Annotated in this window: 21 protein-coding genes and 1 pseudogene; 9 read left to right on the top strand and 13 right to left on the bottom strand. The window is 68.4% G+C overall.

Annotated features, from left to right (window positions below):
* Positions 1-3: 3 nt before the first annotated feature.
* The gene (locus FNV62_RS02855) at positions 4-1,188 is read right to left on the bottom strand and encodes an alpha/beta fold hydrolase (protein ID WP_164657597.1); all 1,185 of its coding nucleotides are present in this window, start codon (positions 1,186-1,188) and stop codon (positions 4-6) included.
* An 8-nt stretch (positions 1,189-1,196) separates the two neighbouring features.
* The gene (locus FNV62_RS02850) at positions 1,197-1,925 is read right to left on the bottom strand and encodes a flavin reductase family protein (RefSeq protein WP_097282335.1); all 729 of its coding nucleotides are present in this window, start codon (positions 1,923-1,925) and stop codon (positions 1,197-1,199) included.
* 667 nt (positions 1,926-2,592) lie between these two features.
* Here FNV62_RS02850 and FNV62_RS02845 point away from each other — a divergent pair.
* Positions 2,593-3,276 carry a maleylpyruvate isomerase N-terminal domain-containing protein gene (locus FNV62_RS02845; RefSeq protein WP_144314598.1) on the top strand — a complete coding sequence of 228 codons (684 nt, stop codon included), beginning with the start codon at positions 2,593-2,595 and terminating at the stop codon, positions 3,274-3,276.
* A gap of 279 nt (positions 3,277-3,555) precedes the next feature.
* Here the strand turns inward: FNV62_RS02845 and FNV62_RS02840 are convergent, their stop codons facing one another.
* On the bottom strand, positions 3,556-4,413 hold the full coding sequence (locus FNV62_RS02840; protein ID WP_144314597.1) for an MBL fold metallo-hydrolase: 858 nt from the start codon (positions 4,411-4,413) through the stop codon (positions 3,556-3,558).
* Positions 4,414-4,675: 262 nt separating this feature from the next.
* Between FNV62_RS02840 and FNV62_RS02835 the strand changes: the two genes are divergently transcribed.
* Positions 4,676-5,524: an MBL fold metallo-hydrolase gene (locus FNV62_RS02835; RefSeq protein ID WP_225900112.1), complete on the top strand. Its 849-nt coding sequence runs from the start codon at positions 4,676-4,678 to the stop codon at positions 5,522-5,524.
* A 263-nt stretch (positions 5,525-5,787) separates the two neighbouring features.
* Positions 5,788-6,393 (top strand): CGNR zinc finger domain-containing protein, encoded by a 606-nt coding sequence (locus FNV62_RS02830; protein WP_144314596.1) that lies wholly within the window; start codon positions 5,788-5,790, stop codon positions 6,391-6,393.
* A 135-nt stretch (positions 6,394-6,528) separates the two neighbouring features.
* On the opposite strand, the gene FNV62_RS02825 is transcribed toward FNV62_RS02830, so the two are convergent.
* Positions 6,529-7,182, bottom strand: coding sequence for a hypothetical protein (locus FNV62_RS02825; RefSeq protein WP_225900111.1), 654 nt, complete (start codon positions 7,180-7,182; stop codon positions 6,529-6,531).
* A 680-nt stretch (positions 7,183-7,862) separates the two neighbouring features.
* On the opposite strand from FNV62_RS02825, the gene FNV62_RS02820 reads away from it, so the two are divergent.
* Together FNV62_RS02820 and FNV62_RS02815 are read left to right on the top strand one after the other, a co-directional pair.
* Positions 7,863-8,969: an alkene reductase gene (locus tag FNV62_RS02820; protein ID WP_144314594.1), complete on the top strand. Its 1,107-nt coding sequence runs from the start codon at positions 7,863-7,865 to the stop codon at positions 8,967-8,969.
* Positions 8,970-9,107: 138 nt separating this feature from the next.
* Positions 9,108-9,368, top strand: coding sequence for a hypothetical protein (locus FNV62_RS02815; protein ID WP_144314593.1), 261 nt, complete (start codon positions 9,108-9,110; stop codon positions 9,366-9,368).
* 57 nt (positions 9,369-9,425) lie between these two features.
* Here FNV62_RS02815 and FNV62_RS02810 read toward each other — a convergent pair whose 3' ends face one another.
* From FNV62_RS02810 to FNV62_RS02785, 6 genes are all read right to left on the bottom strand, one after another.
* Positions 9,426-9,833, bottom strand: a complete 408-nt coding sequence (locus tag FNV62_RS02810; RefSeq protein ID WP_054228600.1) for an ester cyclase — start codon at positions 9,831-9,833, stop codon at positions 9,426-9,428.
* Between the two features lie 143 nt (positions 9,834-9,976).
* Positions 9,977-10,846 carry a carbohydrate ABC transporter permease gene (locus tag FNV62_RS02805; protein WP_143599783.1) on the bottom strand — a complete coding sequence of 290 codons (870 nt, stop codon included), beginning with the start codon at positions 10,844-10,846 and terminating at the stop codon, positions 9,977-9,979.
* Complete coding sequence (locus FNV62_RS02800) at positions 10,843-11,817, bottom strand: carbohydrate ABC transporter permease (RefSeq protein WP_144314592.1); 975 nt, start codon at positions 11,815-11,817, stop codon at positions 10,843-10,845. The genes FNV62_RS02805 and FNV62_RS02800 overlap by 4 nt, the downstream gene beginning before the upstream one ends.
* Positions 11,811-13,166, bottom strand: coding sequence for an ABC transporter substrate-binding protein (locus tag FNV62_RS02795; RefSeq protein WP_205523112.1), 1,356 nt, complete (start codon positions 13,164-13,166; stop codon positions 11,811-11,813). The genes FNV62_RS02800 and FNV62_RS02795 overlap by 7 nt, the downstream gene beginning before the upstream one ends.
* Positions 13,163-14,161 carry a GNAT family N-acetyltransferase gene (locus FNV62_RS02790; RefSeq protein ID WP_225900110.1) on the bottom strand — a complete coding sequence of 333 codons (999 nt, stop codon included), beginning with the start codon at positions 14,159-14,161 and terminating at the stop codon, positions 13,163-13,165. Before FNV62_RS02790 ends, FNV62_RS02795 begins: the two co-directional genes overlap by 4 nt.
* A 135-nt stretch (positions 14,162-14,296) precedes the next feature.
* On the bottom strand, positions 14,297-15,493 hold the full coding sequence (locus FNV62_RS02785; protein WP_144314591.1) for an exo-beta-N-acetylmuramidase NamZ domain-containing protein: 1,197 nt from the start codon (positions 15,491-15,493) through the stop codon (positions 14,297-14,299).
* Between the two features lie 336 nt (positions 15,494-15,829).
* Here FNV62_RS02785 and FNV62_RS02780 point away from each other — a divergent pair, with 336 nt between their 5' ends.
* Both FNV62_RS02780 and FNV62_RS02775 read left to right on the top strand, forming a co-directional pair.
* Positions 15,830-16,774, top strand: coding sequence for a LysR family transcriptional regulator (locus FNV62_RS02780; protein ID WP_144314590.1), 945 nt, complete (start codon positions 15,830-15,832; stop codon positions 16,772-16,774).
* 103 nt (positions 16,775-16,877) lie between these two features.
* On the top strand, positions 16,878-17,612 hold the full coding sequence (locus FNV62_RS02775; protein WP_097282324.1) for a DUF1275 family protein: 735 nt from the start codon (positions 16,878-16,880) through the stop codon (positions 17,610-17,612).
* Positions 17,613-17,695: 83 nt separating this feature from the next.
* Here the strand turns inward: FNV62_RS02775 and FNV62_RS02770 are convergent, their stop codons facing one another.
* Complete coding sequence (locus FNV62_RS02770) at positions 17,696-18,319, bottom strand: TetR family transcriptional regulator (protein ID WP_144314589.1); 624 nt, start codon at positions 18,317-18,319, stop codon at positions 17,696-17,698.
* Positions 18,320-18,417: 98 nt separating this feature from the next.
* On the opposite strand from FNV62_RS02770, the gene FNV62_RS02765 reads away from it, so the two are divergent.
* The gene (locus FNV62_RS02765) at positions 18,418-19,401 is read left to right on the top strand and encodes an aldo/keto reductase (RefSeq protein ID WP_144314588.1); all 984 of its coding nucleotides are present in this window, start codon (positions 18,418-18,420) and stop codon (positions 19,399-19,401) included.
* 131 nt (positions 19,402-19,532) lie between these two features.
* On the opposite strand, the gene FNV62_RS02760 is transcribed toward FNV62_RS02765, so the two are convergent.
* Complete coding sequence (locus FNV62_RS02760; RefSeq protein ID WP_225900109.1) at positions 19,533-22,907, bottom strand: lectin; 3,375 nt, start codon at positions 22,905-22,907, stop codon at positions 19,533-19,535.
* 1,042 nt (positions 22,908-23,949) lie between these two features.
* A pseudogene (locus FNV62_RS54490) lies at positions 23,950-24,069 on the bottom strand (IS110 family transposase); the annotation flags it as partial.
* A gap of 284 nt (positions 24,070-24,353) precedes the next feature.
* Between FNV62_RS54490 and FNV62_RS02750 the strand changes: the two are divergent.
* A complete protein-coding gene (locus FNV62_RS02750; protein WP_225900108.1) occupies positions 24,354-25,214 on the top strand; it encodes a DUF1963 domain-containing protein in 861 nt (286 codons plus the stop codon).
* Positions 25,215-25,328: the final 114 nt, after the last annotated feature.

Here is a 25,328-nt window from a genome sequence, read left to right as displayed (position 1 = left end):
GGCTCAGCCCCGGTGGAAGTACTCGGCGTCGAGCACGCCGTGCAGCCTGCGGCCCAGTTCGGCGGAGAACCGGTGGACGACGCCGAGCGGCCGGTGGTGGATGGCGGCCCGGACGATCTGCCCGTCCGCGTTCTTCGTCAGGATCGTCACGCCGTCGATCTGCGTGCCGCCGAACGCGGTGGCCCGCCACTCCAGGTAGGAGCGGTCCCCGCTGACGGTCGCCTGGGTGAAGACGAGCGATTCGTAGATCGTGCTCGCCGCTGCCATCACGTTCTTGACCTGGTCGCGGCCCTCGACCGTGCGGGTGAGGGCGCTCGCCTCCAGCGTCACGTCGGCGGCGAAAGCGTCACTGAACGCGTTGGCCGACTTCTCCTCGAAGGCGTTGGTCCAGGCCGACACCTGCACGGCGGGCAGCGTGCGGGCCAGGAAGCGATCGAGGTGGCCCGCGACGCGGGTCGGCTGCTCCAGGTGGGCCCAGTGCCCGGCCTGGCCGACCGCCACCGTCTCGGGCGCGGCGAACCGCGGCGCGACCCCCTGCGCGACCGACTCGTCGGTGACGAATCCGTCGTCCTCGCCGCGCACGATGAGCACGGGCCCGGTGTACCGGCTGGGCTGCTCGCCCGCCGGGTGCCCGTTGTTCCAGCAGTCGGCGGCCTCCCGCACGGTCTCGGGACGCATCCGCGTGCCGCTCACCACCAGCCGGTCGAGGTCCGCCTCCGCCAGCGCGGCCGACAGCTGTGTCCTGACCGCGCGCTGCGCGTCGCCGTCGCCGCCCAAGGAATGGAAGGTGTCCATCTCCTCGTCGGGGTGCCGGGTGCCGCCCAGCGGGACCGGGGTGACCAGGACCAGACCGAGAGCTCGGTCGGGGCGCTGTGCGGCCACCAACTCGGCCACCGCCGATCCCAGACTCTGCCCGACGATCACGAAGGGCTTGCCGAGGGCGTCGGCCACGGCGCCCACCTCGTCGGCGAACCGGTCGTACGTGAACGGCCCACTCGCCTGCGTGCGGTCCCCGCTCCCGGCCAGGTCCAGGGTGACGCACTCGATGCCAGGGGTGGTGAGTTCGCCGATCAGGCCGTCCCAGACGTACTGGTCGTCCAGGAAGCCGTGGACGAACACCACAGCGAGGTTGCCCTCGCCCTGCCGCCGGAACCGCACATCACTCGTTCCGACCCGCTCTGTCCTCATCGCCGCGCTCACTTTCCGGGGGCGACCCTGACCTCGCCCGAGGCGGACCATTCCTTGGTGTTGATCGGGGACCAGTCGGCGGGCCGTCCGTCCAGACGCTGCATCCGCTGGTCGTGCCGGGCTTCGAGCAGTTCCTTGTCCAGGGGGGTGGTGAAGACGTTCTCGACCAGCGTGTACTCGGCGGCCAGCCGTCCCACGGCCGGGAGGGCGGCGGTGTCGATCCGGCCCCGCTCCAGGTAGAGGTCGTCCCGGACGTGGAAGCGCACCACCCGGCCCCACACCACGTGGTCGACCATGTCGTCCCCGACGGGGATGATCCGGTCGACGACGCACTCGAAGGAGATCGGCGCGTCCTTGACCCGGGGTGCGCGCACGACCTCGGACGGCTCCTTGCCCAGGCCGAGCGCCTCGAACTCGTCAACGTCCGGCTCGAACCCGTAGGCCGAACCGTGCATGGCGTCCGCCTGCGGCAGCGTCACCAGGTTGGTGACGAACTCGCCGGTATCACGGATGTTGATGAAGGTGTCCTTCAGAGTGACGCCGTCCGCCTGCGGCTGCAGGGTGATCGAGACCATGGGCGGCTTCCTGCCGACGGCGGTGAAGAAGGAGATGGGCGCGAGATTGGCCACGCCCTCGGTCGACACCGTGCTGACCCAGGCCACGGCGCGCGGAATGATGCTTCCGATCAGCAGTTTGTACGCGTGGGCGGCGTCGAGTTCTGCAGCGTCAATGATCATCGTCAGACCTCCATCGGTGGGAACGCGGCATGGGAACAGCGCTGCACGCCGTACGACCACTGCCGGGAGAGCGACTCATGAGTGGCGCCGGGGAGAGGGGGCGCTGCACCTCGAGCTCCCGTTTGAAATAAGCGTATGCCTTTTGACTATGTCACGCAAGTCGGACATTACGTCACCTCATCACTGCGCCGGGAGAATGCCAGAACATAGCTGTACCGCGGTTGCCTCTGGCGGAGCGCGCCCGCGCCCGCTGCGGCGACGCCCGAAGAGGTGTTGGCCGACGAGGATCCTGGTGGTGGGCGTCGACGGGAAAGGTGGACCGTCGTCCTGTGTCCCCGCGTGATCAGGGCCCGGGACATCGTCCGCCCCCCAGTTACTTCCGCATGGATTCCGCGAGGTCGCTGACCTGTTGAAGCTGACTCGCGGTGAGACGTCGCACGTCCCAGATGAGCTCGGCCACACCAGCGGTGGCCGGTCCGGGTGACGCGCCGGGAGGCTCGATCCCCGTCACGGCCGCCAAGTCGCCGGAGCCCACGCCGAGTACGGCGGAGAAATCGAGCAGGAGCTCAGGGGTCAGCTGTATGCGACCGTGCTCGACCGTACCGAGGACACGGAGCGCGTTTGAGGTCTACTGCCGTGCCAGTTCTGGTTGGGTAGCTTGATCGGCATGGATCAGGGGCGGGTAGTTGAAGCGTTTCGGCTTGAGGCGGGGCGGCTCGCGCAGGAGATGACCTGGGTTTCGGCGGCCGAGTGGCGTCTGCCGACGCGGTGTGCACCGTGGGACGTGAGCGACTTGCTGGCTCATGTCCGCGTGGTGATTGCCTGGCTGCCGGGCATGCTGGCCGCGCCGGCGCCGATCCGTGCCGAGGTCTCGGCAGTGGAGTACTACCGGCCCGACGCCCGTTTCGCTCCGGGCACCAACGCGGCTCGAATCGCTCTGGCCCAAGACCATGCGGCCGAACAGCTCGGCGGTGCCGCACGTGCCGACGACTTCAACGCCACTTGGCAAGAGGCGGACCGACTGTGCCGGGCCGAGCCCGGAGGGCGTGTGGTTCGCACCCGGCACGGCGATCCGATGCTCCTGTCGGAGTTCCTGCTGACACGCGTGGTTGAGGTCGCCGTGCACGGCCTGGACCTGGCCGACGCCCTGGGGCGCGAGCCGTGGCTGACTTCCGAGGCCGCAGATTTGGTGCAGGGACTTCTGCTCGGACCGGACGGGGCAGCGGCACTGGAGAAGCTGGGGTGGAGTCAGCTTCGCTTTCTGCGCAAGGCGACGGGGCGCGAGCCGATCACCAGGGAGGAGGCATCGGACGTCAGCCGCCTGGGCATCCGCTGGCTCACGTTGGGTTGAGAAGTCGCCAACTGACGCCAGCCAAACGCTGCGGAACGGTTGCTGGATGCTGTCGACGATCCCTCCGGGTAGGTCGATCCGGCCGGAGGGCTTCAGTGCAATGAGCGCAGTGCGCGCCTTGGCCACAGCAATTCGGCTGGTCATAGGCATACCGCCATCGTCTCGCCGCAGGACGATCAACCCTCAGGCAACGTCGACAACGGCCACCGCCAGCGGAGGGAAGCCTCGCTCCGCACCGACCGCCAACGCGGCTTGCACCAACCCTCGGCCAACTTCCGGTCACTTTCCCAGTAGTCCGACCGCTCCGTACCACACCGGACCCGGGTTGAGCAGATCCGGGTAGAGCCCTGTCATCCGGTCGAAGAACTCGCGGGCAGTCGGGTTTTCGTCGAGTAGCCGGATGGCGTCCAGCAGGTACTGCCGGGTTCGGTCGAGAATGGCGGGATCATCCGGTAGGTCTTTGTTCTTGTGGCCGGCCACAACCGTGCGCGGGTCGAGCGCGGCGACGCGATCGATGGCCGTAAGCCATTTCTGGAGGCCGCCATTGCCGCCTTCGAGGATGTACTGGTGCACCCCGTTGTAGGCGACGTCGCCGGCCACTACGAGGCCGATGGACGGTACGTGCAGGACGGACGTCTCGTCGGTGTCCGTGTGCCCGACCTCGACGGCCTGGACGAGGTTGCGCTCCAGCTGGAAGCCGTCGGCGGGAACGGGCTGGGCAAGAACCGGGCTGTCGGGGATCAGGCCGGGGAAGCGCTTGTCCCACATTTGTTCGCGCCCGTCGGTGGCCTGCTGGTGCATGACCTCGATGGTGCCGCGGGTCGCGTAGACGGTGACGTCGTGGAATCGCTTCACGAGTTCCGCGGTGCCGAACCAGTGATCGCCGTGCCCGTGGGTGGAGTAGATGTGGGTCAGGCGCCTGCCGGACCGCTCGACCCAGTCACCGACCTGTTCGGTCTGTTCTCGGGTGAAAGGCGGATCGACCAGGACGGCGTCCTCTTCCCCGAAGATCAGCGTCGAGGTCAGCGGTGAGGAAACGAGCCGGTCACCGTTGGGCAGGCGTTCCTCGCCGGCCCTGGGTGTGCCGTCCGAAACGAAGGTCTCGTACTCCAGAGAGCTGGGCGCTGATGCGGTCATGATGGCTCCTCCCTGAGGGGCAACGTGCGGCCCGCGCGGTCGTCTGGTCACCTACCTGCGGCGGCGAACCGCTTGCGCAGCGGAATTGAATGCCTACACAACGACGACCGTACGACATAATCATACTCGTATTGACTCTGTCGTTGAGTCGAGTTACTTTCGGCTGGAGAAGTACGACAGGCCAGGCAGCATTCACAGGTATCGACATGGGTGATCGGCTACAGCTCTCTCGTGGCTGCCTCTGAGTCCCAAGGAAGCGATCATGCCCGGAGCGCAACTGAGCTGGAGTGTCCACGTGGCGCCGTCGATCCCCACCGAGATCGCGGACCTGCCGCCCGACGTCCCCCGGCGCATGTGGTCGCCCATCACGGCCACACTGATCGCAGGCGACCGCGATGCGGTGCTGGTCGACGCGCTGATGACCGCCGAGCAGGCCGACCGGCTGGCCGACTGGGTCGCGGCGAGCGGCATGAACCTCACCACGGTCTTCGTGACCCACGGGCACGGTGACCACTGGTTCGGGCTGGGCACCCTTCTTGAACGCTTCCCGGGGGCGCGCGCGGTGGCGACGCCGGCGGTGGTGGAGCAGATGAAGAAGCAGATGGCACCGGAGTTCGTGGCCTCGTTCTGGGGCAAGCGCTTCCCGGGCCAGATCCCGGACAGGCTCGTGGCCGCGGAGCCGCTGGCCGGCGATCGGCTGGAGCTGGAGGGCCATGACCTTGTCGTCGTGGGACTCGGGCACACGGACACCGATGACACCACCTGTCTGCACGTGCCGTCGATCGGCCTGGTCGTGGCCGGAGATGCTGTCTACAACGATGTTCACCTCTATCTCGCCGAATCGCCCGCCGAGGGCCGCCGAGCCTGGCTGGATGCCCTCGACACCATCGCCGCGCTGGAGCCAGAAGCGGTGGTCGCGGGGCACAAGAACCCCGACCGTCCTGACGACCCGAAGGCAATCGCCGAAACCCGGCGCTACATCCACGACTTCGAGGCGGTCGCAGGGCACACCAAGACCACTCTCGACCTCTACCGCGGCATGTTGGAACTGCATCCTGGCCGGGTCAACCAGGGCGCACTGTGGGGCTCGGCGAGGTCCGCCAAGGGCTGAGCGGCCGGGCCGTGGCCGCCCGGTCACACCATGGTCGGGGCGCCCGGGGCCGGGAGGCGTCAGCCGAGTGCGTGTCCGACGTGCAGATGCTTCTGTCCGCGACTCACCCGAGCGGCACAGCCTGCAAGGGCGAACCCACCGGGCCCTACGCGGAGCTTCGGGAAGCCGACACTCGTCATTCGGAGAGTTACACTGCCAGACGTAATAAGTAAATAGGCTATGGACATGTTGCTGTAGCTGCCGTCACCGAAAGAGATGCGCGAATGTCCTGGACTGCGACAGCCCGATATGGCCTGGAGCCCGCCCCGGGCGGGCTGGCCTTCGTACAGGACCTGCTCAACACGCTGTCCGCCGGCAAGCCCCGGGAGTCCGACCTTCTGCAGACCGCCGAGGGCGCCCGTACTTGGCTCGACCAGGCATTGAAGAGCTGGAGTGGCGTGTCCCACCGGCCCGCACCCGGCATCGAACTGACAGCCGAGGACGTGCAGGGCCTGCGCGACTTCCGTCATGACCTGGGGCAGAGCCTCCACGCCCAGCTCGGTGACTCGGCGACGGAGGTCGGCCCGGCGGCTTCACTGATGACCTTGCCCACCGCACTGCGGCTCGACGAGCACGGGGCCGTCCACGCCGAGCCCCGCGGTACGGGATGGCGGCAGGTGGCGTCACTCGCCCTCATCGAGGTCTACCAGGCACAGTGCACCGACACCCTGCGCCGGCTGAAGGCCTGCCGAAACACGCGCTGCCTGGTTGCCTTCTACGACCGCTCCCGCAACAACAGCGGCGTCTGGCACGACGTCCACGTCTGCGGCAACGCGGCCAACCTGCGCAACTATCGTGCGCGCAAGCGGGCCGGCGCCGACCAGGTCTGACAGTCGGCCCTCCGGCGCGGTCCTCGCCGTTGTGCCTCGCTCGCCGGCACCTGAGCCGCCCGTCGCAGCAGGGGCCTGCCGTCATGCGGATGTGCTCCCCGGCGAGGAGCCAGGGCTGCCGCATGACTGGCGCTGTCAGAGGTAATGGACATCGCGCAGGTCGATACTGACCATGAGGTGATCGTGGTCGGGACGTCCGTCGGACCGGCGGAGGTAGGCGCGACGCCTGGTCGGGAACTTGATTCCGTCTGCTTCATCGATGTCGTAGACGTACTGCGCGGCCGCGAAGCCGCCGGCGATGTCGACGTGGTAGTCGTGGCGCCTGAGCAGATAGTCGTCCCCGAAGTAGAAGTCCTGCACCGTGCTGTGGCTTGCGATGTCGTCCGGGAAAGTGACCCGCAGATGGCGCCATCGCTCAGTTGACGACTCGTTCCACGGTTCCGACTCCTCTACGCCCATGCCGTTCATGATCGCGAAGAACGGCGTGGTCAGGTACGTCCACAGGGCGTAGCCGTTGAAGTAGGCGCGGTCCAGTGGATCCCAGGGCGTTTCCAGGGTGTGTCCCCGGAATGACGCCCGTGGATGGGAACGCTCGGCTACGACGGTGCCGTCGACGCGTTCGATCGCGATGCGGTCGGGTGTGAAGTCTGAGCGCTGTTCGGGAGCCCCGAAGGGGCGCACTGAAGCGTGTTCCTTGTGCGTGTCGACAGTCATGCGGCGTGGCTGGAGGTCCTGGGGCAGGCCCTTGGCCGCAAAGAGCTCTCCGTCACTGACGATGGTGGCAGTCACGGTTGTGTGCCGACCCCACCGCTCGGTGCCGCCATGAGCCTTGAGAACTGCTGAGAGCAGGTTGGTCACGTCTCCTCCAACAGCCGGCGAGCAGGGTGCTCGGTTTGCGCCTTACGGAGTCTGGAAGGGCTCGGAGACTTTGATGCCGAAGGCCTCGCGGTAGCGGACTGGTTTGTCGCAGGGCCGGGGTTGCCCGGACGAGCCGTTTGCTCCGCATGAGGATCAGCTTCACCGACGCCAGGATGCCCAGGAATGTGCTTGTTGCTTTCCGGCCCTGTCTGTCAGGTGAAGTATGCGTCTTCGATGTCGATCGCGAGAGAGATGGAATCGCGAGCCCGGGTTCGGTCCGGGTTGCGTACGTCGAGCCGGTGCCTGTTGATGTCGTCGCGCGGCAGGTGTGGATCAGGCGGCTTGGGCGGCTGGGTCGGGTGCGGTCACCACCCCTACGCGCACATCCGCATGGGCTACGTGCGCCACGGGATCCTCAGGCCCCCTGCGACGGGCCCGACTGCCGACTACCGACGGCAGGGGGGCACCTTGGAGCACAGATATTTGCTTTAGTGCGGATGAGTGCTACGGTCGAGCTAAAGCACATTTCCGGGCCTTAATGGGTCGGTGCCAGATGTCACCGGTCGCCTCCCGAGATCTTCCTGGCCCCGCTCTCACATCAGGAGTCACATATGAGCTCGACACAGTCCTTGCTTCTGCCTTACCGGATGCGCGACGTCTCTCTGGCGAACCGCGTGGTCATGGCCCCGTTGACGCGGAGTCGTGCACGCAATCGCGATCTCCTGCCCACTGATCTCCACGTCGAGTACTACGCCCAGCGGGCTTCAGCCGGTCTGATCGTCTCCGAGGGTGTGTGGATCAGCCGCGACGCGGTCGGATGGCATGACGTTCCGGGGCTGTTCACCGATGAGCAGGTCGCCCACTGGAAGCAGGTGACAGATGCGGTCCACCGCGCAGGTGGTGTCATCTTCGCTCAGCTGTGGCACACCGGGTCCGCTTCTCACCCCGACTTCTTCGACGGCCGCCCGCCCCTCGCGCCTTCAGCCGTCAACCCGGGGCTACTGGCCCCGACTTCGGCTGGCCGCAAGCCCACCGTGGAGCCCCGGGCAATGTCGGCGTACGACCTCCGTCGGACGGTCGCCGATTATGCGGCGGCGGCTCGCAACGCCATGGCGGCGGGATTCGACGGTGTGCAGCTGCAGGCAGGCTTCAACTACCTGATCAGTCAGTTCCTGAATCCCCGCACCAATCTGCGCACGGACCGCTACGGCGGCACGATCGAGAACCGTGCCCGCTTCCTCTTCGAGATCATCGAGGCTGTCGGCGAGTTCGTCGAGCTGCGGCGTGTCGGTGTGAAAGCCGGACCCGCCTGGTCCGAGACGGGAGAGTTCATCTCCGGGGTCGAGGCGCTGGCTGACAGCGAGTACGTGCTCGGACGGCTCAACGACTATGAACTGTCACATCTCCTGCTCATGGGGATGATGGCCGACCCCACCGGAGGACCGTTGGAGGAGCTGGCCGGCGATGGCATGTTCCGGCACTTCCGGAAGGTCTATGAAGGCACGATCATGGCGAACGTCGGGTTCGACCAGGACCGAGGGAACTCGATTCTGAGCGACGGCCTGGCGGATCTGGTCGCCTACGGGCAGCCGTTCATCGCCAATCCGGATCTGCCGGCCCGGATCGCCTCCCACGCGCCGCTCGCCGAACCGAAGAAGGACCTCTTCTACGGTCCGGATGCAGCCGGCTACACCGATTACCCACTACTGGAAGCGTGAAGCGGGACGGAACCCCGGCCAGGCCGGGTGGCCCTGGAAGCGAGCGACTCGGCCTGATCGACAAGGCGACTGGGTGCCGTAGTGGAGTGGCGCCCGCCACCTCCTCAACGGAGGGTTCGGTTTGCCTGCTCGTGAGATGTGCCGCTCCCGCTCGATCACGTCCCCCTGCTCCACCAGGATGCCGTCCTCAATGCGGACGAGGAAGTTCCCCGGAACTGGGCGGCCCAGTGGACCTCGGAATGGTCCGAGCCGACCGCGGTCACCGTGAGGCGCGCGGTGAAGTCCCGTACCGGGACCGGGAAGTTCGTCGACACCGGCGTCGCCGACCGCATGGCCGACGCCGGTCCCGCCACAGGCGTGATGCGCCCGCCCCCTGGGAGCTACCGACCGGAGGAGTGAGTCGGCTCGGTCCGAACCGAAGGCCGACCGCCCAACAGTCCGGCGATGTGTACTTGATCAGGTGAGACCGAGCTGACGGAGCATGCCGAGCTCATCGCTGCTGCCCCAGCGCTCGACCATCTTCCCGTCGGCGAACCGGCTGATCTGCATGCCTCGGTAACTCACCGTCTTTCCCGTCGGACTGTGCCCCATCAGTTCACCGAGATGTGTGCCCGTGATGGTGTAGGCGAACGCGATTTCGTCGTCGGTGGCCATGACGTGCTCGACCTCGATGTGCAGATCGGGGAAGGCTCGCCGCATCGTGGCGAACATCTCCTCATAGCCTTCCGGTCCCGGAACCTGGCCTGGGGCCGGGTCGTGGTCCACAGAGTCGGGCGCCACGTATTCCTCGAGCTCGCCGAGGTGGTCAGTGTTCACCGCTGATCCGAAGCCCTCCAGGACGGCGGCGTTGCTGCTGCGCGACATGACGCGCTCCTTGACGTTGCAGCACTGGGCGTACACATCGACGATGTGCAGTAGCCCCTTCCTCCCATCCACGATAGGTGTGGCGGCCTGAGGTGGCCTGCTGACGCAGGGGAGGGCGGCCAGGGCGTCGGCGGCCGCGTTCTTCACTTGAGACCGCTGAGCATGACGCCACGGATGTAGTACTTCTGGAGCAGCAGGAAGAGGATCAGGACCGGCAGGATGCTCAGGACGAGGCCGGCCATGACGATGGGCATCGTGCGGGTCGGGTCGACGTAGTCCTGCAAGAGCTGGATGCCGACGGGCAGGGTCATCACGTCCGGGTTGGCGGTCGAGACGAGCAGCGCCCAGATGTACTCGTTCCAGGCGTCGACGAAGGTCAGCAGCCCGAGCGTCACCATGACCGGCTTGGTCTGCGGCACCACGATCCGCCACCACACGGCGAACTCGCCCGCCCCGTCGATGCGCGCGGCCTCGAGGACCTCGTCCGGGATCGAGACCATGAACTGGCGCATCAGGAAGATCCCGAAGCCGTTGACGAGAAACGGCATGGCGAGTGCGGTGATGCTGACGGTCAAGCCCGCGCCGCCGCGCCCGAACAGGTCGTTGCCGCCCGCGAGCGGCCAGTGCACCAGGATCAGGAAGTGCGGGATGAAGAAGAGGAACGGGGGGAACATCATCGTCGACAGCACAAGGCGGAAGATGAAGTTCCGTCCGGGGAAGTGGAGTTTGGCGAGCGCGTAGCCGGCGAGTGACGACGTGAGCAGCACCGATCCGGTGATCACGGCGGTGGCGATGACGCTGTTGCGGAAGAGCACCGGCAGATCGAGCTGGTCGATCGCCGCCCGGTAGTTGGACAGGTCGAACGCCTCGGGCAGGAACCGGTACGGCAGCGTGCCGGACTCGCCGGGCCCCTTGAAGGACGTCATCACCATGTCGAGGAACGGCACCACCGTGAGCACGGCGCCGGTGATGACCACCAGATACGAGAACCACGGGAAGCGGCGGCGGATCATGTGTCCTCTCCCTTGCGCCGGAAGATCCACAACTGCACGAGGGTGACCACGAGGACCACCAGGAACAGCACGAAGGCCGCGGCGCTCGCAGTGCCCCAGTCGCCGTACGAGAAGGCCTGGCGGTACATCTCCAGCGCGGCGACATTGGTCGCGTCACCCGGGCCGCCCTTGGTCATCACGATGATCAGCGCGAACGACTGCAGGCCGGTGATGAACTGGGTGATGCACACGAACAGCAGGGACGGCCGCAGCAGCGGCAGTGTGATCTTCCAGAAGACGGTGCCGGGCCCGGCACCGTCGAGCGCGGCGGCCTCGTAGTACGACTCGGGAATGGACTTCAGCCCGGCGGTCAGGATGAGGATCGCCGTGCCGACCGAGGCCCAGGCCTGCACGACCACGACTGAGGGCAGCGCGGTGTCCGGGTCCTGGAGGAACGCCACCGAGCCGAGCCCGAGGGCGTTGAGGACACCGTTGACGAGGCCGCCCGGCTCGTACATGTACTTCCATACGTTGCCGATGGCGACGACGGTCGTGACGATCGGCAGGAAGTACAGGGTGCGCCACAGCCCCTGGAACCGCAGCTTGTCGATGCAGTTGGCGACGAGCACGGAGCCGGCGAGCGCGAGAGCCACGGTGCCCAGGGCGAACAGCAGCGTATTGGTGAGGATCGGCGTCAGGAACGTCGAACCGTCCACGAAGAGGTCGGTGAAGTTGTCCAGGCCGACCGGATCGATGTCGCCGAGGTCGAACCCGGCCCAGCGGGACATCGACAGCAGCAGCGCGAAGCCGAGCGGCAGGATCAGGAAGACCGCGAAGAAGAGCAACGTCGGCGCCAGGAAGAGATAGGCGACGACGGCCTGGCGGCGTCGGGGCCGGGTCCGGCGGCGGCCGTCGACGGCGGGCCCGGTGGACCCGGCGTCCCGGGGGCTGTGCACCCGCTCGGTCGTCTCCGGTGCCAAGGCGTTCACCATGAGCGCGACACCTCCTGATCGACCTGACGGCGGATGGTGCGCAGTGACTCGTCGACCGACTGCTGACCGGTCCACAACGCCTCGATGTTCTTGCGCAGCAGCGACTTGGCCTGCTGCGCGCCCGCCACGTTCGGCTCCGGCACCGCGTACGCCAGCGCGTCCAGGAAGGGGCGCAGGTTCGGATCGCTGCCTTCGCTCAGGAGTGTCCGCATGTCCTCGGCGCGGCCGGTCAGAGAGCCGACCGACACCTGCAGGGAGCTCATCCGGGTCGCTGTCGCACCCTTCTTGGCGCTCTTGACGCTCACCTTCTCGGTGTTGAGCCAGCGCAGGAACTCCCAGGCCTCGCGCGGGTGTTCACTGGCCGTGTTGACCCCCAGCATGAAGCCGGTGGAGAGTGTGGCGCGCCTGCCGTCCGCCTCGGGGACGGGCAGCGGCGCGACGCCGACATCGCGGTAGGTCTGGCCCATCTCGGTCTTCAGGCTTCCGGTCCACCAGCCGGCGCTGACCACCATGGCCACCTGTCCGGACTGGAACGCCTTGTAGACGTTGACGCCAGGGGCGCTCGCACCTTTGACGACGAGGCGGTGCTCCAGATCGAACACGGCCCGGCCGGCCGGCGAGTCGATGGCGGTGCTCCTGCCGTCCGCGGAGACGAACGTTCCGCCGGCGGCGTTGAGCAGGGCGAGCGTCTGGCCGACGGTGGTGGAGTCGTCGTAGGTCGACAGCCCGAACCCCTGGACCAGCGTGTTGCCATACCGGTCCCGCTTGGCGGTGCGGTAGGCCGCCTCCTCCAACTCACGCCAGGTGCGCGGAGGACGCTCGATGCCGGCCTCGCGCAGCAGTCGCTTGTTGTAGTAGAGGGCGTACGTCTGCACCTCGGTCGGGTAGCCGTAGATCCTGCCCTTCACCGACGAGGCGCCGACCGCGGCCCCGCCGTAGCCGCGCCTGATCTCCTCGGCATGCTCGGCGGGGGCGGGCCGCAGGACACCGGCCTGGACGAGTTGGCCGTTCCACAGACAGTACGGATGGAGGATGTCGGCGCCCTGGCCCGCGGCCTGCCGGACCATGAACGTGGTCAGCAGGTCCGTGAACTCGACGGCCTTCGTCCGCACCTTGACCCGGTCATGAGTGGCGTTCCACTCGTCGACCGGACGCTGCAGGGCCTCCTTGAGCGCCCCGCTCGCGTAGTGGGAGAGCAGGGTGAGGACGATCGGATCCCCGGGCCGCCCGGTGCCCTGGTACGGCGCGGCGCATCCGGAGGCGAGCAGCGCCGGGGGCAGCAGCGCCGAGGGGAGCACGAGCGCGAAGTGACGGCGGCTCAGGCCACCGATTCGGTGTGACGGCGTCATCGGGCGGCCTCCCGGCGCATCACGCGAAACACCCGGGTCGTGGTGAAACCGCTCTTGCGGTACAGGTGGCCCGCCGGGGACTGCTCGCCGGTCCACAGGAACCACGCGGAGTGCGCGCGGCGCGCCCGCATCCGCTCCAGGACCAGGTGGAGCAGGACCTTGCCGAGTCCGGTGCCGCGCATCTCCTCCAGCACGCCGAACGGCCCGAACCGCTCGTCCACCGAGTCGAACGTGCCGTGCATCGCCCAGCCGACCAGGCGGCCCGAAGGGTCCCGGGCAACGACGATCCGGTCGAGCGGTGTGCCCGCGGCCAGACACTGACGGATCGTGCACGCCCAGTCCGGGCCGAAGTGGTTCCCGGCCAGCGCGAACAGGTCCACCAGGTCGTCGTCGTACGGAGTGGCGAACCGGTAGCCCTGCGCCGTGAGTTCGTCCAAGCGGCACGCGACATCCTCCGGGATGCGATAGCCGACCAGGCCGCGGTCCATCGCCGCCGCCTCGTACAGCGTGCGAAAGCCCAGGGACTCAAGGAGTCCGGCCGCTTCGGGGTACGCCTCGGCGTCCAGGCCGGGGAGGACGTAGTTCGGGGTGTACGAGGAGAAGTCCACCCGGGTGCGGCCGTGGCTGTGCAGCCAGTCGAGGGCGTCGGTCAGCAGCCGGCGGCCGAGGCCGCGCCCGCGGGCGGCCGGGTCGACGAAGAAGAACGGGATCCAGCCCTGCTCCGGCTCCAGGTCGGTGCCGGTCATCGGCGTCAGGCGGCGCACCGCGTAGGCCGCGCCGAGGACACGGTCGCCGTCGACGGCGACCCGAAGGCCCTCCGGATCGAAGTTGGGGTCGAGCAGCACCAGGGAGCGGAAGCGGTCCGGGGTGATGGAGTCGGCCGGCGCACTCCGGCGCCACGACTCCACCAACCGCGGGCCGTCGCCCGGGCCAAAGCCACGCGTCTCGACCCGGGATGTCGTCGTGCGATCGGTCGTCGACGGGGTTGTCGTCATCAATGGGGTTGTCCTTCCATACGCAGATCACGGACGGCGTCGAACGTCCCCCGCGGCGTCGGCGTCGGCGACGGGGCTGGGCGTGGCGTTGGTGATGACAGCGGGCAACGCGTCGCGGCGGCGGCCCAGGAGGTCTCAGGAGTAGAGCAACACGGCGTCGCCGGCCCACCGGCCGGGCGGCGCCGGTGGATCGCAGAGCGGCAGCGGGTCTTCGCCCGCGTCGACGGCGCGCCGCAACCGGTCGGACCCCCACAGCAGGTCGATGAAGTGACGGTGGTCGGTCCCCTCCACGCCGCCGTCCGAGGTGCGCCAGTCGAAGTCTCCCGGGTACAGCCGCCGCAGCGTGGCCAGCATCGCGACAGCGGTACGCACGGGCGCGAACACTTCGCGATCGGTGATGTGGAGTTGGACCCCGCGCAGCGGCCGTCCGGCGTGTTTGTGAAAGGTCGGTACGTACCGCAGATCACGGAAGTGCACTCCAGGCAGGGCGAGCTCGGCGAGCGAGGGCGCGAACCGCGCGTCGATGTACGGGGCCCCGACGATCTCGAAGGGCTGCGTCGTACCACGGCCCTCCGAGAGATTCGTCCCCTCGAACAGACAGGTGCCGGGGTAGAACGTGGCAGTGGTCGACGTCGGGATGTTCGGCGAGGGCGCGACCCACGGCAGACCGGTGGCCCCCGCGTCCATGCCGCGCCGCCAGCCGGCGGCCTCGATCACCGTCAAGTCAGCCGCACTGCCCGCCACTTGGGGTACGGCCGAGGCGTTGAGATGCCGGGCGAGTTCACCGCAGGTGAGACCGTGGCGGACGGGTACCGCCGCGCGCCCGACGAAGCTGGCCCATGCCGGGTCCAGCAGCGGGCCCTCGCTGACGAGTCCACCGAGGGGATTCGGCCGGTCGGCGACCACGAACCGTACGCCCGTACGAGCCGCCGAGACCATCAGGTCGAACATGGTCCACACGTAGGTGTAGAACCTGGCCCCGATGTCCTGCAGGTCGTACACGAGCGCGTCGACGCCGCTGTCGATCAGCAGTTTGTCGAGGCGCTCGCCACTGCACCGGTAGGTGTCGTGGACCGGCAGGCCGGTGGTGGGGTCCGCCTGAGCGGCCTCGCTCTCACCGGCCTGTTCGATCCCGTGCAGCCCGTGTTCGGGACCGAACAGGGCGACCAGCCGCGCGCCGGCCTCGAGTAGCGCGGGCGCGGCCGGGCGCAGGTCGGGTAGGACGCCGGTGTGGTTGGTCACCAGCCCGAGCCGTCCGGGCCCGGCAAGTCCGGGCGACGCGTGCAGCCGTGCGATCCCGGGCGTCACCGCGACGCGGTCGGCCGTGCTCATCCCTTGGCCCGTCTGCCGGTGCGATCGCGAAGCAGTGGACGGAAATGTACTTGCATGTCCCGGAATGTTGCCACGATTTACCACCAGTTCGCGCCAAGGACGGTTGAACTGACCGAGGGATTGACGGTCCGCTACGGACGGAGAACGCCGCCGCGGACTCGGCGCGCAGCCCACGGCTACGGGGAATCCCGCCGGAGAACGGGGAGCGCCGCGCGGCTTCGACGTCGCAGTCCGCGAAGCATGCGACAGCGATCTGCGCGACGCCAGGTCTGGAACAATCATGCGGTCCAACGCATGATTCTTCATATATTGATCGGTTTAGGAGATGGGTGTGGGATGGACCTGAGGCACCTGAAGTACTTCCTCGCCGTTGCCGAGACGCGCAACTTCACCCAGGCCGCGGCGAACTGCTACGTCGCGCAGTCCGCGCTGAGCCAGCAGATCGCCCGACTGGAGAAGGAGGTCGGCGCCCAGCTGTTCAGCCGTACGAGCCGCTCGGTACGGCTGACCGCCGCCGGTGAACTGCTCGAACCCTTGGCCCGGCGCATCCTGGCCGACGTGGACAACGCCCAGGCGGCACTCGACGCGCTGGCGGGCCTGCGACGCGGGCGGCTGCGCCTGGGACTCATGCAGACGCGCGCCTCCTCGTTCGACCTGGTCGAGGTGATGGCCGAGTACCACTCCCGGCATCCGGGAATCGACTTCCACGTGGTCAACGCACCGAGTTCCGAGATGGCCGCCGCAGTCCTGTCCGGCGCACTCGACCTCGCCGTGGTGGGCCTCGGCCCCCACCAGGTACCGGAAGGGCTCGAACATCGCATCCTGGCCGACGACCCGCTCGTCCTGATCGTGCCCGCCGACCACGGCCTGGCCGACCGTGACGTGGTGCACCTGGCCGACCTGCCGGAGAGTCACCAACTCATCCAGTTCACGACGGGCACCGGGTTGCGCCGCCAGGTCGAGGCCGCCTTCGCGCGCGCCGGAGTGGAACCCGGCCGGCACTTCCAGGTCGGCCAGATCCACGACATGATCCGGCTGGCCGCGCGAGGCATCGGCGTGACGGTCGTACCCCGCTCGACGGTCTTCGGAGCCGGCTCCCTTCTGGGCTGCAATCCCGGCGACGCGCTGCCGTACGGCGCCCGCGCGCTCCGTCTCGCGGACGACGCGGCGGTGCACAACGTCTGCGCGGTCTACGACAGCAAGCGACTGGCACCGGCTGCCGCCGCGTTCCTCGCCGTGATGGAACGGCACGCCGCCAAGGGACAAGGGGAGGTCTATTGATCGGTGAGAACGATTGCTCCGCCCACATCCATATGTTGGACGAAACGCTCGTCGCGCCAGAGGCTGAACGGGAACCGCCCGCCTCACGAATCGGAGCGTTGTCATGCTGGTCGTCCTGCGCGACGCATGGGCCACCGTCGTCCCCGACGGAAAGGACCGGCACGGCCCTCTTCCGCCGCTGATGCTCGCGCTGACGGTGGTGACCGGCCTCGTGGATGCCTTCAGTTACCTCGGCCTGGGGCATGTCTTCGTCGCCAACATGACCGGCAACGTGGTCTTCTCCGGTTTCGCTATCGCCGGTGCCGCGGGCTTCTCCCTCGCCGCGTCGCTTGCCGCGCTCGCCGCGTTCGCGGTGGGCGCCCTGCTGGGCGGCCGCGTGGCCCATGGAGCGCGTGCGCACCGCGGACGCGTACTGCACCTGGCCCTCGTCGTGGAGACGGTTCTGGTCCTGGCGGCGTACGTCATCGCCCAGGCCGCCGCCACTCCCTACACGGGCACCAGCCAGTACGCCCTGATCGCGCTGCTCGGCCTCGCCATGGGCGTGCAGAACGCCGCCGCACGCGCGCTGGCCGTACCCGATCTGACCACGACCGTATTGACGCTCACCATCACCGGCATCGCCTCCGACAGTCGTGCCGCCGGAGGCAGGGGCGGCAAGGCCGGTCGACGTCTGCTCTCGACGGCGGCGATGTTCTCCGGCGGCCTCATCGGCGCCGTCACCGTCCTGCACGGGGGCCCGGCCCTGCCCCTGCTGTTCGCCGCGGTGCTCCTCGCGGCCGCGACCGTCGCCGCGTTCACGCTGACCCGGTCCGACGCCGCCTGGACCGACCCGCTGTGACCCACCCCGAGCGCCAAGACACCGAACCCGGAGCCCGAGTAGTCCACCGCATCGAACGCTCGTAAGGCAGTGGATGGAGGCGGCTATGCCCTGCCGGTGCCAGAAGTGCCGACGCTGGTGTTGCCTGCGGTGGCGGGGAAGAGGCGCTGGACAGCGTTGACGACGGCGGCGCGTCGGGCTGCCGGGGAGGGGTCGCGGACCTGGTCGGCGGCCGTGTCCACGAGATCGAGCTGGCCGGCCCATGCCATGGCGATCTGGTTGACGAAGACGAGGATGTCGATGGGCTCCCAGGCGGGATCCAGGTGGCCGGCTTCCTGGGCCTTGCGGAGCTGCTCGACCTTGCGGCGTACGGTTTCCTGGGTGGCGGTGTCGGCGTCGTCGCCCGCGAGTTCCAGTCGACCCCAGCTCATCAGCCGGAAGCGGTCGGGGTGGCGGATGAAGTAGTCGTGCACCCGCCCGGCGTACTCGGGCAGGTCGGTGGGGTCCAGGCGGGTCGCCTCGGCCACCGCGGCCATCTCCTGTTCGGCCACGAACCCGTAGAGGGCTTCCTTGCTGCGGAAGTACGCGTAGAGGCGTTCCGAACTGGTCTTCGCGGCCTTGGCGATGCGCGTGATCCGCGCGCCCGCGATCCCGTACCGGGCGAACTCGGCCCTGGCCGCGGTGACGATGCGGTCGCGGGTCGAGTCTGCGCTGGTCGAAGAGGCCATGTCTGAAGACTACCTAACCAAAAAGGTTTGTTTGGCAAAGGCCGCCCACAGGGCGTACGGTCAAAGCAAACGTTTTGGTTTGACCTGAGGAGCGCGTCATGCAGCACCGGACACTCGGCGGCCAGGGCCTGGAGGTCTCGGCGATCGGCTACGGCTCGATGGGCCTGACGATGGCCTACGGCCCCGGCGACGAGCAGGAGGGCGTCGCCGCCATCCGGCGCGCCCACGACCTGGGCGTCACCTTCTTCGACACCGCCGAGCTCTACGGCTGGGGCACCGGCTCCAACGAGATCCTGGTCGGCAAGGCGGTCAAGGACTTCCGCGACGAGGTGGTCCTGGCCACCAAGTTCGGCTTCGACCTGTCCAATCTGTCCGAGGGATTCGGCCTCGACAGCCGCCCCGACAACATCCGCAAGGTCACCGACAACAGCCTGCGCTACCTCGACACCGACCGCATCGACGTCCTCTACCAGCACCGTGTCGACCCGGACGTGCCCATCGAGGACGTCGCCGGCACAGTCAAGGAACTCATCGACGCGGGCAAGGTGAAGTACTTCGGCCTGAGCGAGGCCGGACCGGAGACCATCCGTCGCGCGCACGCGGTGCAGCCGGTCTCCGTCCTGCAGACCGAGTACTCCCTGTTCGAGCGGGACGTCGAGCAGCTCTTCCCGGTCCTCGACGAACTCGGCATCGGCTTCGTCGCCTACTCCCCACTGGGCCGCGGCTTCATCACCGGCACCGCCAAGCCCGCCGGAGAATACGACGCCACGGACATGCGCAACTCCGATCCGCGCTGGGCTCCCGGCAACTTCGAGAAGAACGTCGAGGCCGTCAACCTGCTGAGTGACCTGGCCGCGACCAAGGGCATCACCGTCTCCCAACTGGCCCTGGCCTGGCTGCTCACCCGCGGCGAGCACGTCGTGCCCATCCCCGGCACCCGCAGTCCCAGGCGCATCGAGGAGAACGCCGGCGCCGCCGACGTCACTCTGACCGGGGCCGAACTCGCCGCGATCGACGAGATCCTGCCCCACGGCGGCTTCGGCGCCCGTTATGCCGAGGGGCACGTGCCCACCTGGATCTGACCCCGCCCCAGGGCCCAAAGCGCCCCATAAGACTCCGCAGGGGACGGCCGGGCGGGCCTGTGCCCGCGTGGGGCCGGTTCCCGGGCTCATGCCCGGGAACCGGCCCGAATGCGTCGGCGCGTGCCGAGCTCCTACTGGCCGAAGCCGTAGGCGAACAGGTGGTCGGTGCCCGTCGAGCCCGTCACCGGCAGCGTGATCGACGCCACCTGCTTGGACGCGTCGAGCGGGACCTTCGTGGCGAAGACGTAGGTCTTCACGTTGTCCCGGCCCCCGCTCCCGGTGTTTCGGTAGGCCGTCGTGACGGCCGTCGTGTCACCCGCGAGCGGCTTGCTCGACCCGCCGTTGAGCGTCCAGTCCGAGAAGCCGACGGTCGCCTGGGAGGTGGTGCCGTCGGTGTAGGTGACGGTCACCGTGCCCGACACCCCGCTGCCGTCGGTCGGTGCGTTGGCCGCCGAGCCCAGCAGGCCCAGTGACGCACCCGACGTGCCGGCCGGCATCGGGATGGTCTGACCGGCCATCTCCAGGTTGTCGAGCTGACCGGATGTCACCGACGGCCAGGTGTAGGAGACGCCGTCGACCGTGAGGGCGGAGCCGCTGGTGACGCCCGCCGCCGACAGCGCGTTCTGCGAGAAGGCCCAGCCCCCGCCGTCGAAGCCGCCCGAGTAGCCGGTGCCGTCGGGGTAGATGCCCTTGTTGGTGGCGTACGGCCACAGCGCACCGGCCTTGGCCACGGCCACGCGGAGGGTGGCCCCGCTGAGCGCCGCGCCGGTGCTGTGGTCGGTCAGCGCGAAGGTGACCGGGAAGGTTCCCTCGCTCGTGCCCGCTGTCACATGGACCTTCGCCTCGGCGCTGCCCGAGGCGGGCACTGGCACCGAGCCGGACGCCGTGTCCAGCGTGATGCCGGAGGGCGTCGTCGCCTTCCAGTCGACCGTGACGGCCTTGCCGCCGAGGTTGGTCAGGTCGAGCGTGCCGTCACCGGACGCGCCCGGCTGGAGCACCAGGCCGTCGCTGGAGGGGCCGGTCGCCGCCAGGACCCGGTCGCCGCCCGTGGTGTCGGACGGTGGTGCCGCCGACGGGTCGGACGCCCAGGACTTGTCGGGTTCGGTGCCGAGCGTGAAGTCGACCGTGCCCGCGCCCGCGAATTGCTGGTACGTCAGCCAGGAGGTGTTCCACTCCGTGCCCTTGACGCCGAGCGACTGCACGTACGGCGCGTCGGGCGCGGCCTGCGGAGCGTTGATCCGCACCGTCTTGCCGTTGCCGAAGGTCACCTTGGCCACCGGGAACGCCGGGCTGCCGAGCGCCAGGGTGTCCGTGCCCGGGGTCTCCGGGTACATGCCGAGCTCGGACCAGACGTACCAGGAGCTCATCGCGCCGAGGTCGTCGTTGCCGAACGAGCCGACCGGAGCGTTGAAGTACAGGTTCTGCTGGGCCTTGCGGACGGCCGCCTGGGTCTTCCACGGCTCGCCGGTGTAGTTGTACTCCCAGGGGATCTCCACGCTGGGCTCGTTGCTCAGGTCGGCGTCGGTGTTGCCCGGGTGTGTGATGTTGTCGAGCAGGCTGTCCAGGTAGGACGAGTACGCCTTGGCGCCGCCGCGTGCCTGGATGAGCTGCTGCAGGTTGAACGGGACCATCGGTGTGTACTGGGCCGAGGTGCCCTCCACGAAGCCGTTGGAGGTGCCGGGGGTGAAACCGGTCGCGAACTGGCCGTCCTTGTTCTTGCCCTGGATGTAGCCGGTCTGCGGGTTGAAGACGTTCATCCAGTCCTGGGCGCGAGTGGCGAACTTCTCGTAGACGGCCGTCTTGCCCAGCGACTTCGCGAAGGCGGCGACGGCGTAGTCGGCGGAGTCGTACTCCAACTGCGTGGAGACCGGGCCGTAGAAGTTGCAGCAGCCGTAGTCGTTCTCGTCCAGTGGGAGATAGCCCTTCGCGTCCCGCACCGACTCGCCGGGGCGGTCGTTGTTCGAGGCGGTGGCCTCGTGCTGCAGGGCGGCGAGCGCCTTGTCGGTGTCGAAGCTCCGGGCGCCGAAGGCGTATGCGTCGGCGATGATGCCGGCTGCGGGGTCGCCGACCATCACATAGCTCTCGCCGTTGTTCGAGGCCCACTTGGGCAGCAGGCCCGTCTGGTCGTAGCCGTTGAGCATCGAGGTGACGACGTCGCTGGTGACCTTGGGCTCGACCATCGCCATCAGCTGGGTCTGGGAGCGGTAGGTGTCCCACCCCGAGTAGTTGGCGTACTGGGCCTGCTGGCCCTTTGCCAGTTTGTGGACCTGGTTGTCCATGCCCATGTACTGGCCGTTGTCGTCGGAGAAGACGTTGGGGTGCAGCAACGCGTGGTAGAGCGCGGTGTAGAACTGCACCTGCTGGTCCGAGGATCCGCCGCCGGTCTGGATCTTGTTCAGCACCGTGTTCCAGGCGTCGTGGTTCGCCTGCTCGACGGCACCGAGGTTCCAATTCCTGATCTCGGTGGTGAGGTTGTCCGCGGCGTTGGCGTCATTCGTGTACGAGATGCCGACCTTCGCGCTCACCGTCGGGATGGAGGAGGTGTCGAAAGTCAGGTACATGCCGTTGGCACCCGTGGTGGGGGGCTGGACGGCCTTGCTCGCGGCGGACTTCCGGGGCGCGGCGTCGGCGCTGGGTGCCGGGGACGGCGTGCTCGTGGACGGGGTGCCGCTCCCGTGCACGGTCGGGGAGGGAGCCGCGGGAACGGTGAAGTGCCTCTCCTTGAGCGGTTTCGACGGGTGCGTCTGCAGGGTCTGCTGTGCCCTGCCCGCCTTCAGCGACGTCGCGCCGGAGTTGATGGTGCTGCCGACCCAGGTGCCGCTCGCGGTGAACGGCTGGTCGAACTTGATGTCGAAGTGCAGCGTGTACCTGTTGCTCGCGCCGCAGAAGTGACCGCTGTCGATCGAGCCGCGGATCTCCTTGTCGTTCACCACCTGGACGCGGGTGCCGTCCACCTGTGTGGCGCCCCCGCTGAGCTTGAACAGCAGGTTCGCCTGCCGGCCCGCGGGGAAGGTGAAGGTGCCCAGGCCGGCGCGGGTGGAGTCGCTCAGCTGGGTCTTGACGCCGTTCGCGTCCGTGACTTTGTAGTACCCGATGCCCGCCTGCTCGTCGTCGTGGCTGAAGCCGACGGACGCATCGCCGAGGTTGCCCGACAGCGCGCCGGTCACCGGCAGGATGGGCAGGTCGCCCGCGACGCCGCAGCCGGGTCCCGAGACATGGGTGAGGCTGAAGCCGGAGATCTTGTTGTCGTTGTACTCGTAGCCGCCGCCCGAGGGACGGTCGGGCGTCGTGTCGGGACCCCACTGCACCATGCCGGCCGGCATGTCGGGGCCGGGGAAGGTGTCCACCGCGCCGGAGGTGCCGATGAGGGGGTTGACGAGGGACGCGGGGTCCTTCACCAGGGCAGGCGTCGAGGCGCCGGCGGCATGGGCGCCTCCGATCGCCGGGAGTGGGAGTACGGCGATGCCCAGGACGGACACCACCGCCAGGCGTTGGCGGAATCTCATTCGGTCACGTGGCGCCGTAGAACGTCGAGGTCTGACCATCGGTTGCCTCCGCAGCGGTTCACGATTCGCACATCGGTGCTGACGCCCTCGGGGAACGGGGAACGCCGGCGGGGGGCAACGGTGTCGGTCGCTCCGACGGCCTGACAACGTTGCCATGCACGAGTGTTGAGTGAAACGCGAGTGCTTGCGGCATGTCAACGAGGCCAACAGGACTTTCTGAGCGCGAAGTTCACAGACGACCCCTCTGAGTGTCGTGATTCCGAGGTCGGCGAGTGGTCGCGCCTCCCTGCACCGGCGAGCGGCCCCGGGCCTCCGGCCTGTCGGGCGGTCAGGCGCGACAGGCCTTCACGCGCGGGTCCCCGCGGTCGAGGATGCGTACCTGCTCCCTCCGCCGGACCAGCCAGGATCCGAGCCGAGCCATGGGGGAGTTGCCGTCTCTCGGCGAAGGCTCCTTGCGCCCGCAGCCACGAGCACGCACCATCAAAGACACTGGCAACGCAGGGTTGTTCCCGTTGCGACGGGCATCATTCACAGCCTGTCCCGCCCTGCCCTGCTCGGCGCACGCCCACCCTCCGGCGTTTCACTCCTTCGCAAACGCGTCGGGTGGACGGCGCCTTGTCCAGGACGGTCGCAAGGGGGGCGTGGGCGGACAAACGGTACGAACGTGACTGTCAATGCTCCGCGGTGCTCCTCCGCGGCGCTTCCGTACCGCCAGTCGTCCGGTGGGCCCGGCCGTGTGCCGGAGAGGGGCGTCCACGCCGCACGCATGCATCGTCCACGGCGCGGGAGACAGTTCGACATGCTGTGAGCGGCGACCCGACGGCCTCTCCCCGGCAACTGCCTGCGCGGGGGCGTGCCCTGTCTCCTTGGTCAAGTTGGTGGGTTGTTGTGGGCCGGAGGCCGCCCGGCACCCTGTCCTCGATCCGTCCGGCCAGCACCTTGCGCTGATCAAGGACGGCTGTCAGTGAGCCGGCAAGACTCGGGACCATCAGAGCGGCCGCCTCGGTTCCCGGAACGGTGACGGTCTGCTCGTCCAGGGCGTATCGTCCGCGCCGTCGATCGACCGCAGGCTGTGGGGCATCGCGCGGGCAGCGTCCGCGATGATGAACGCGTCCCTCGCGTCGGTCTGGGCCTCCCCCGGGTAGAGGTCGGCGAACCGCCTGCGGACCCGAAGGCCGGAGGCCTCATTGCGGAACCACGAAGTCGGTAACGGGGGGCGGCACTTGCGGTCGGCGGCGGGGTGGACCTTGCTGGTCAACCCGCCCGGAGCTTCCGAGAACAGTGGCCATCAGTCGCAGCCTGCGCCGAGGCCGGATGCGTCGTCGCACCTCCCACTCGGGAGCGAGAGTCGCGTTCGGCGAGTTCGCGGTGAGCCGGAACAGTCCCTCGGTGGCCCGCCGACGGCTTCGACGCCGCGGTGTCAGTCGCTTCCTCTACGGTCTGCCCATGACTCCTGAGATGTGGGACCTGTTACGTCCGTTCCGTGACGAGGCGGTCGCGCGGGACATACCCGTCGACGACGTAGAGCGGTGGCTGGGCATCGCTCGCCCTTGCGCGACGCTGACGCGGGACGGGGACGGCCCGGTCATGGGCCGGTTCGGCGGTCCGCTCCTGCTTCCGGCCGATGTCCCGGACCCCGCCCACCCCTTCGTCGCCTCCATCGACCTCGCGGCCCTGCCCGCCGACGCGACAGACCTGCCCCTGCCTCCGGACGGCCATCTGCTGCTGTTCGCCTTCCCCGAGACCGCCGACGATGACGACACGATGGGCAGCGTGGTGTACGTCCCCGCCGGCACGGCTGTGACGGAACGGGACAGGAACGCCTGGAACACCTTCGACTTCGAGGATGAAGAGGCGATGTTCGAGGCGTTCCCGCAGGGCCCGCTGCGGGCGACGGCCAGCGTGTCGCTGCCCTACCACCACGCGGTCGAATTCCTCGGGGAGTCGGGGAGTGGTCCCCTTCCGGGGCACCCCCGCTCCGAGGAACTCGTCGAGGTCTGGGACAGCACCCAGGACGCCATCGCCCCCGCGGGGCCGCTGCAGATCGGGGGATACGCCTGGGAGGAGGCCATCTACACCGATCCGGTCGCCATCGCCGCGTTCCGTGCCGTGAAAGCGGCGGAAGCGGGCCGGTGGGACGGGCCGGTTTCGGGTGACGTCTCGGACTGGGTGCTCCTGGCCGACTGGCAGGCCGGCATGGACGTGGAAGGCTGGGAGAGCGCCACCGTCCACTGGGTGATCCAACGCGAGGACCTGGCCGCGTGGCGCTTCGACCGTGCGTTCACCTCGGTTTTCTGGAACCCCTGACCCTTTCCTGGCCAGTTGGGCTTGCGTCCAGGCTCCAAACAGGTGACGTTGCGCTCTGCCCGCGCTGCAGGCTTTGGCTGCCGAGCCAAGACTGACTGCTGAAGCCGGGCTGGA

It is taken from the genome of Streptomyces sp. RLB3-17 (assembly GCF_007113425.2).
Classification (GTDB): Bacteria; Actinomycetota; Actinomycetes; order Streptomycetales; family Streptomycetaceae; genus Streptomyces; species Streptomyces mirabilis_D.
Note: the sequence above shows the minus strand (reverse complement) of the source record. Positions and strands in the feature narration are given on the sequence as shown.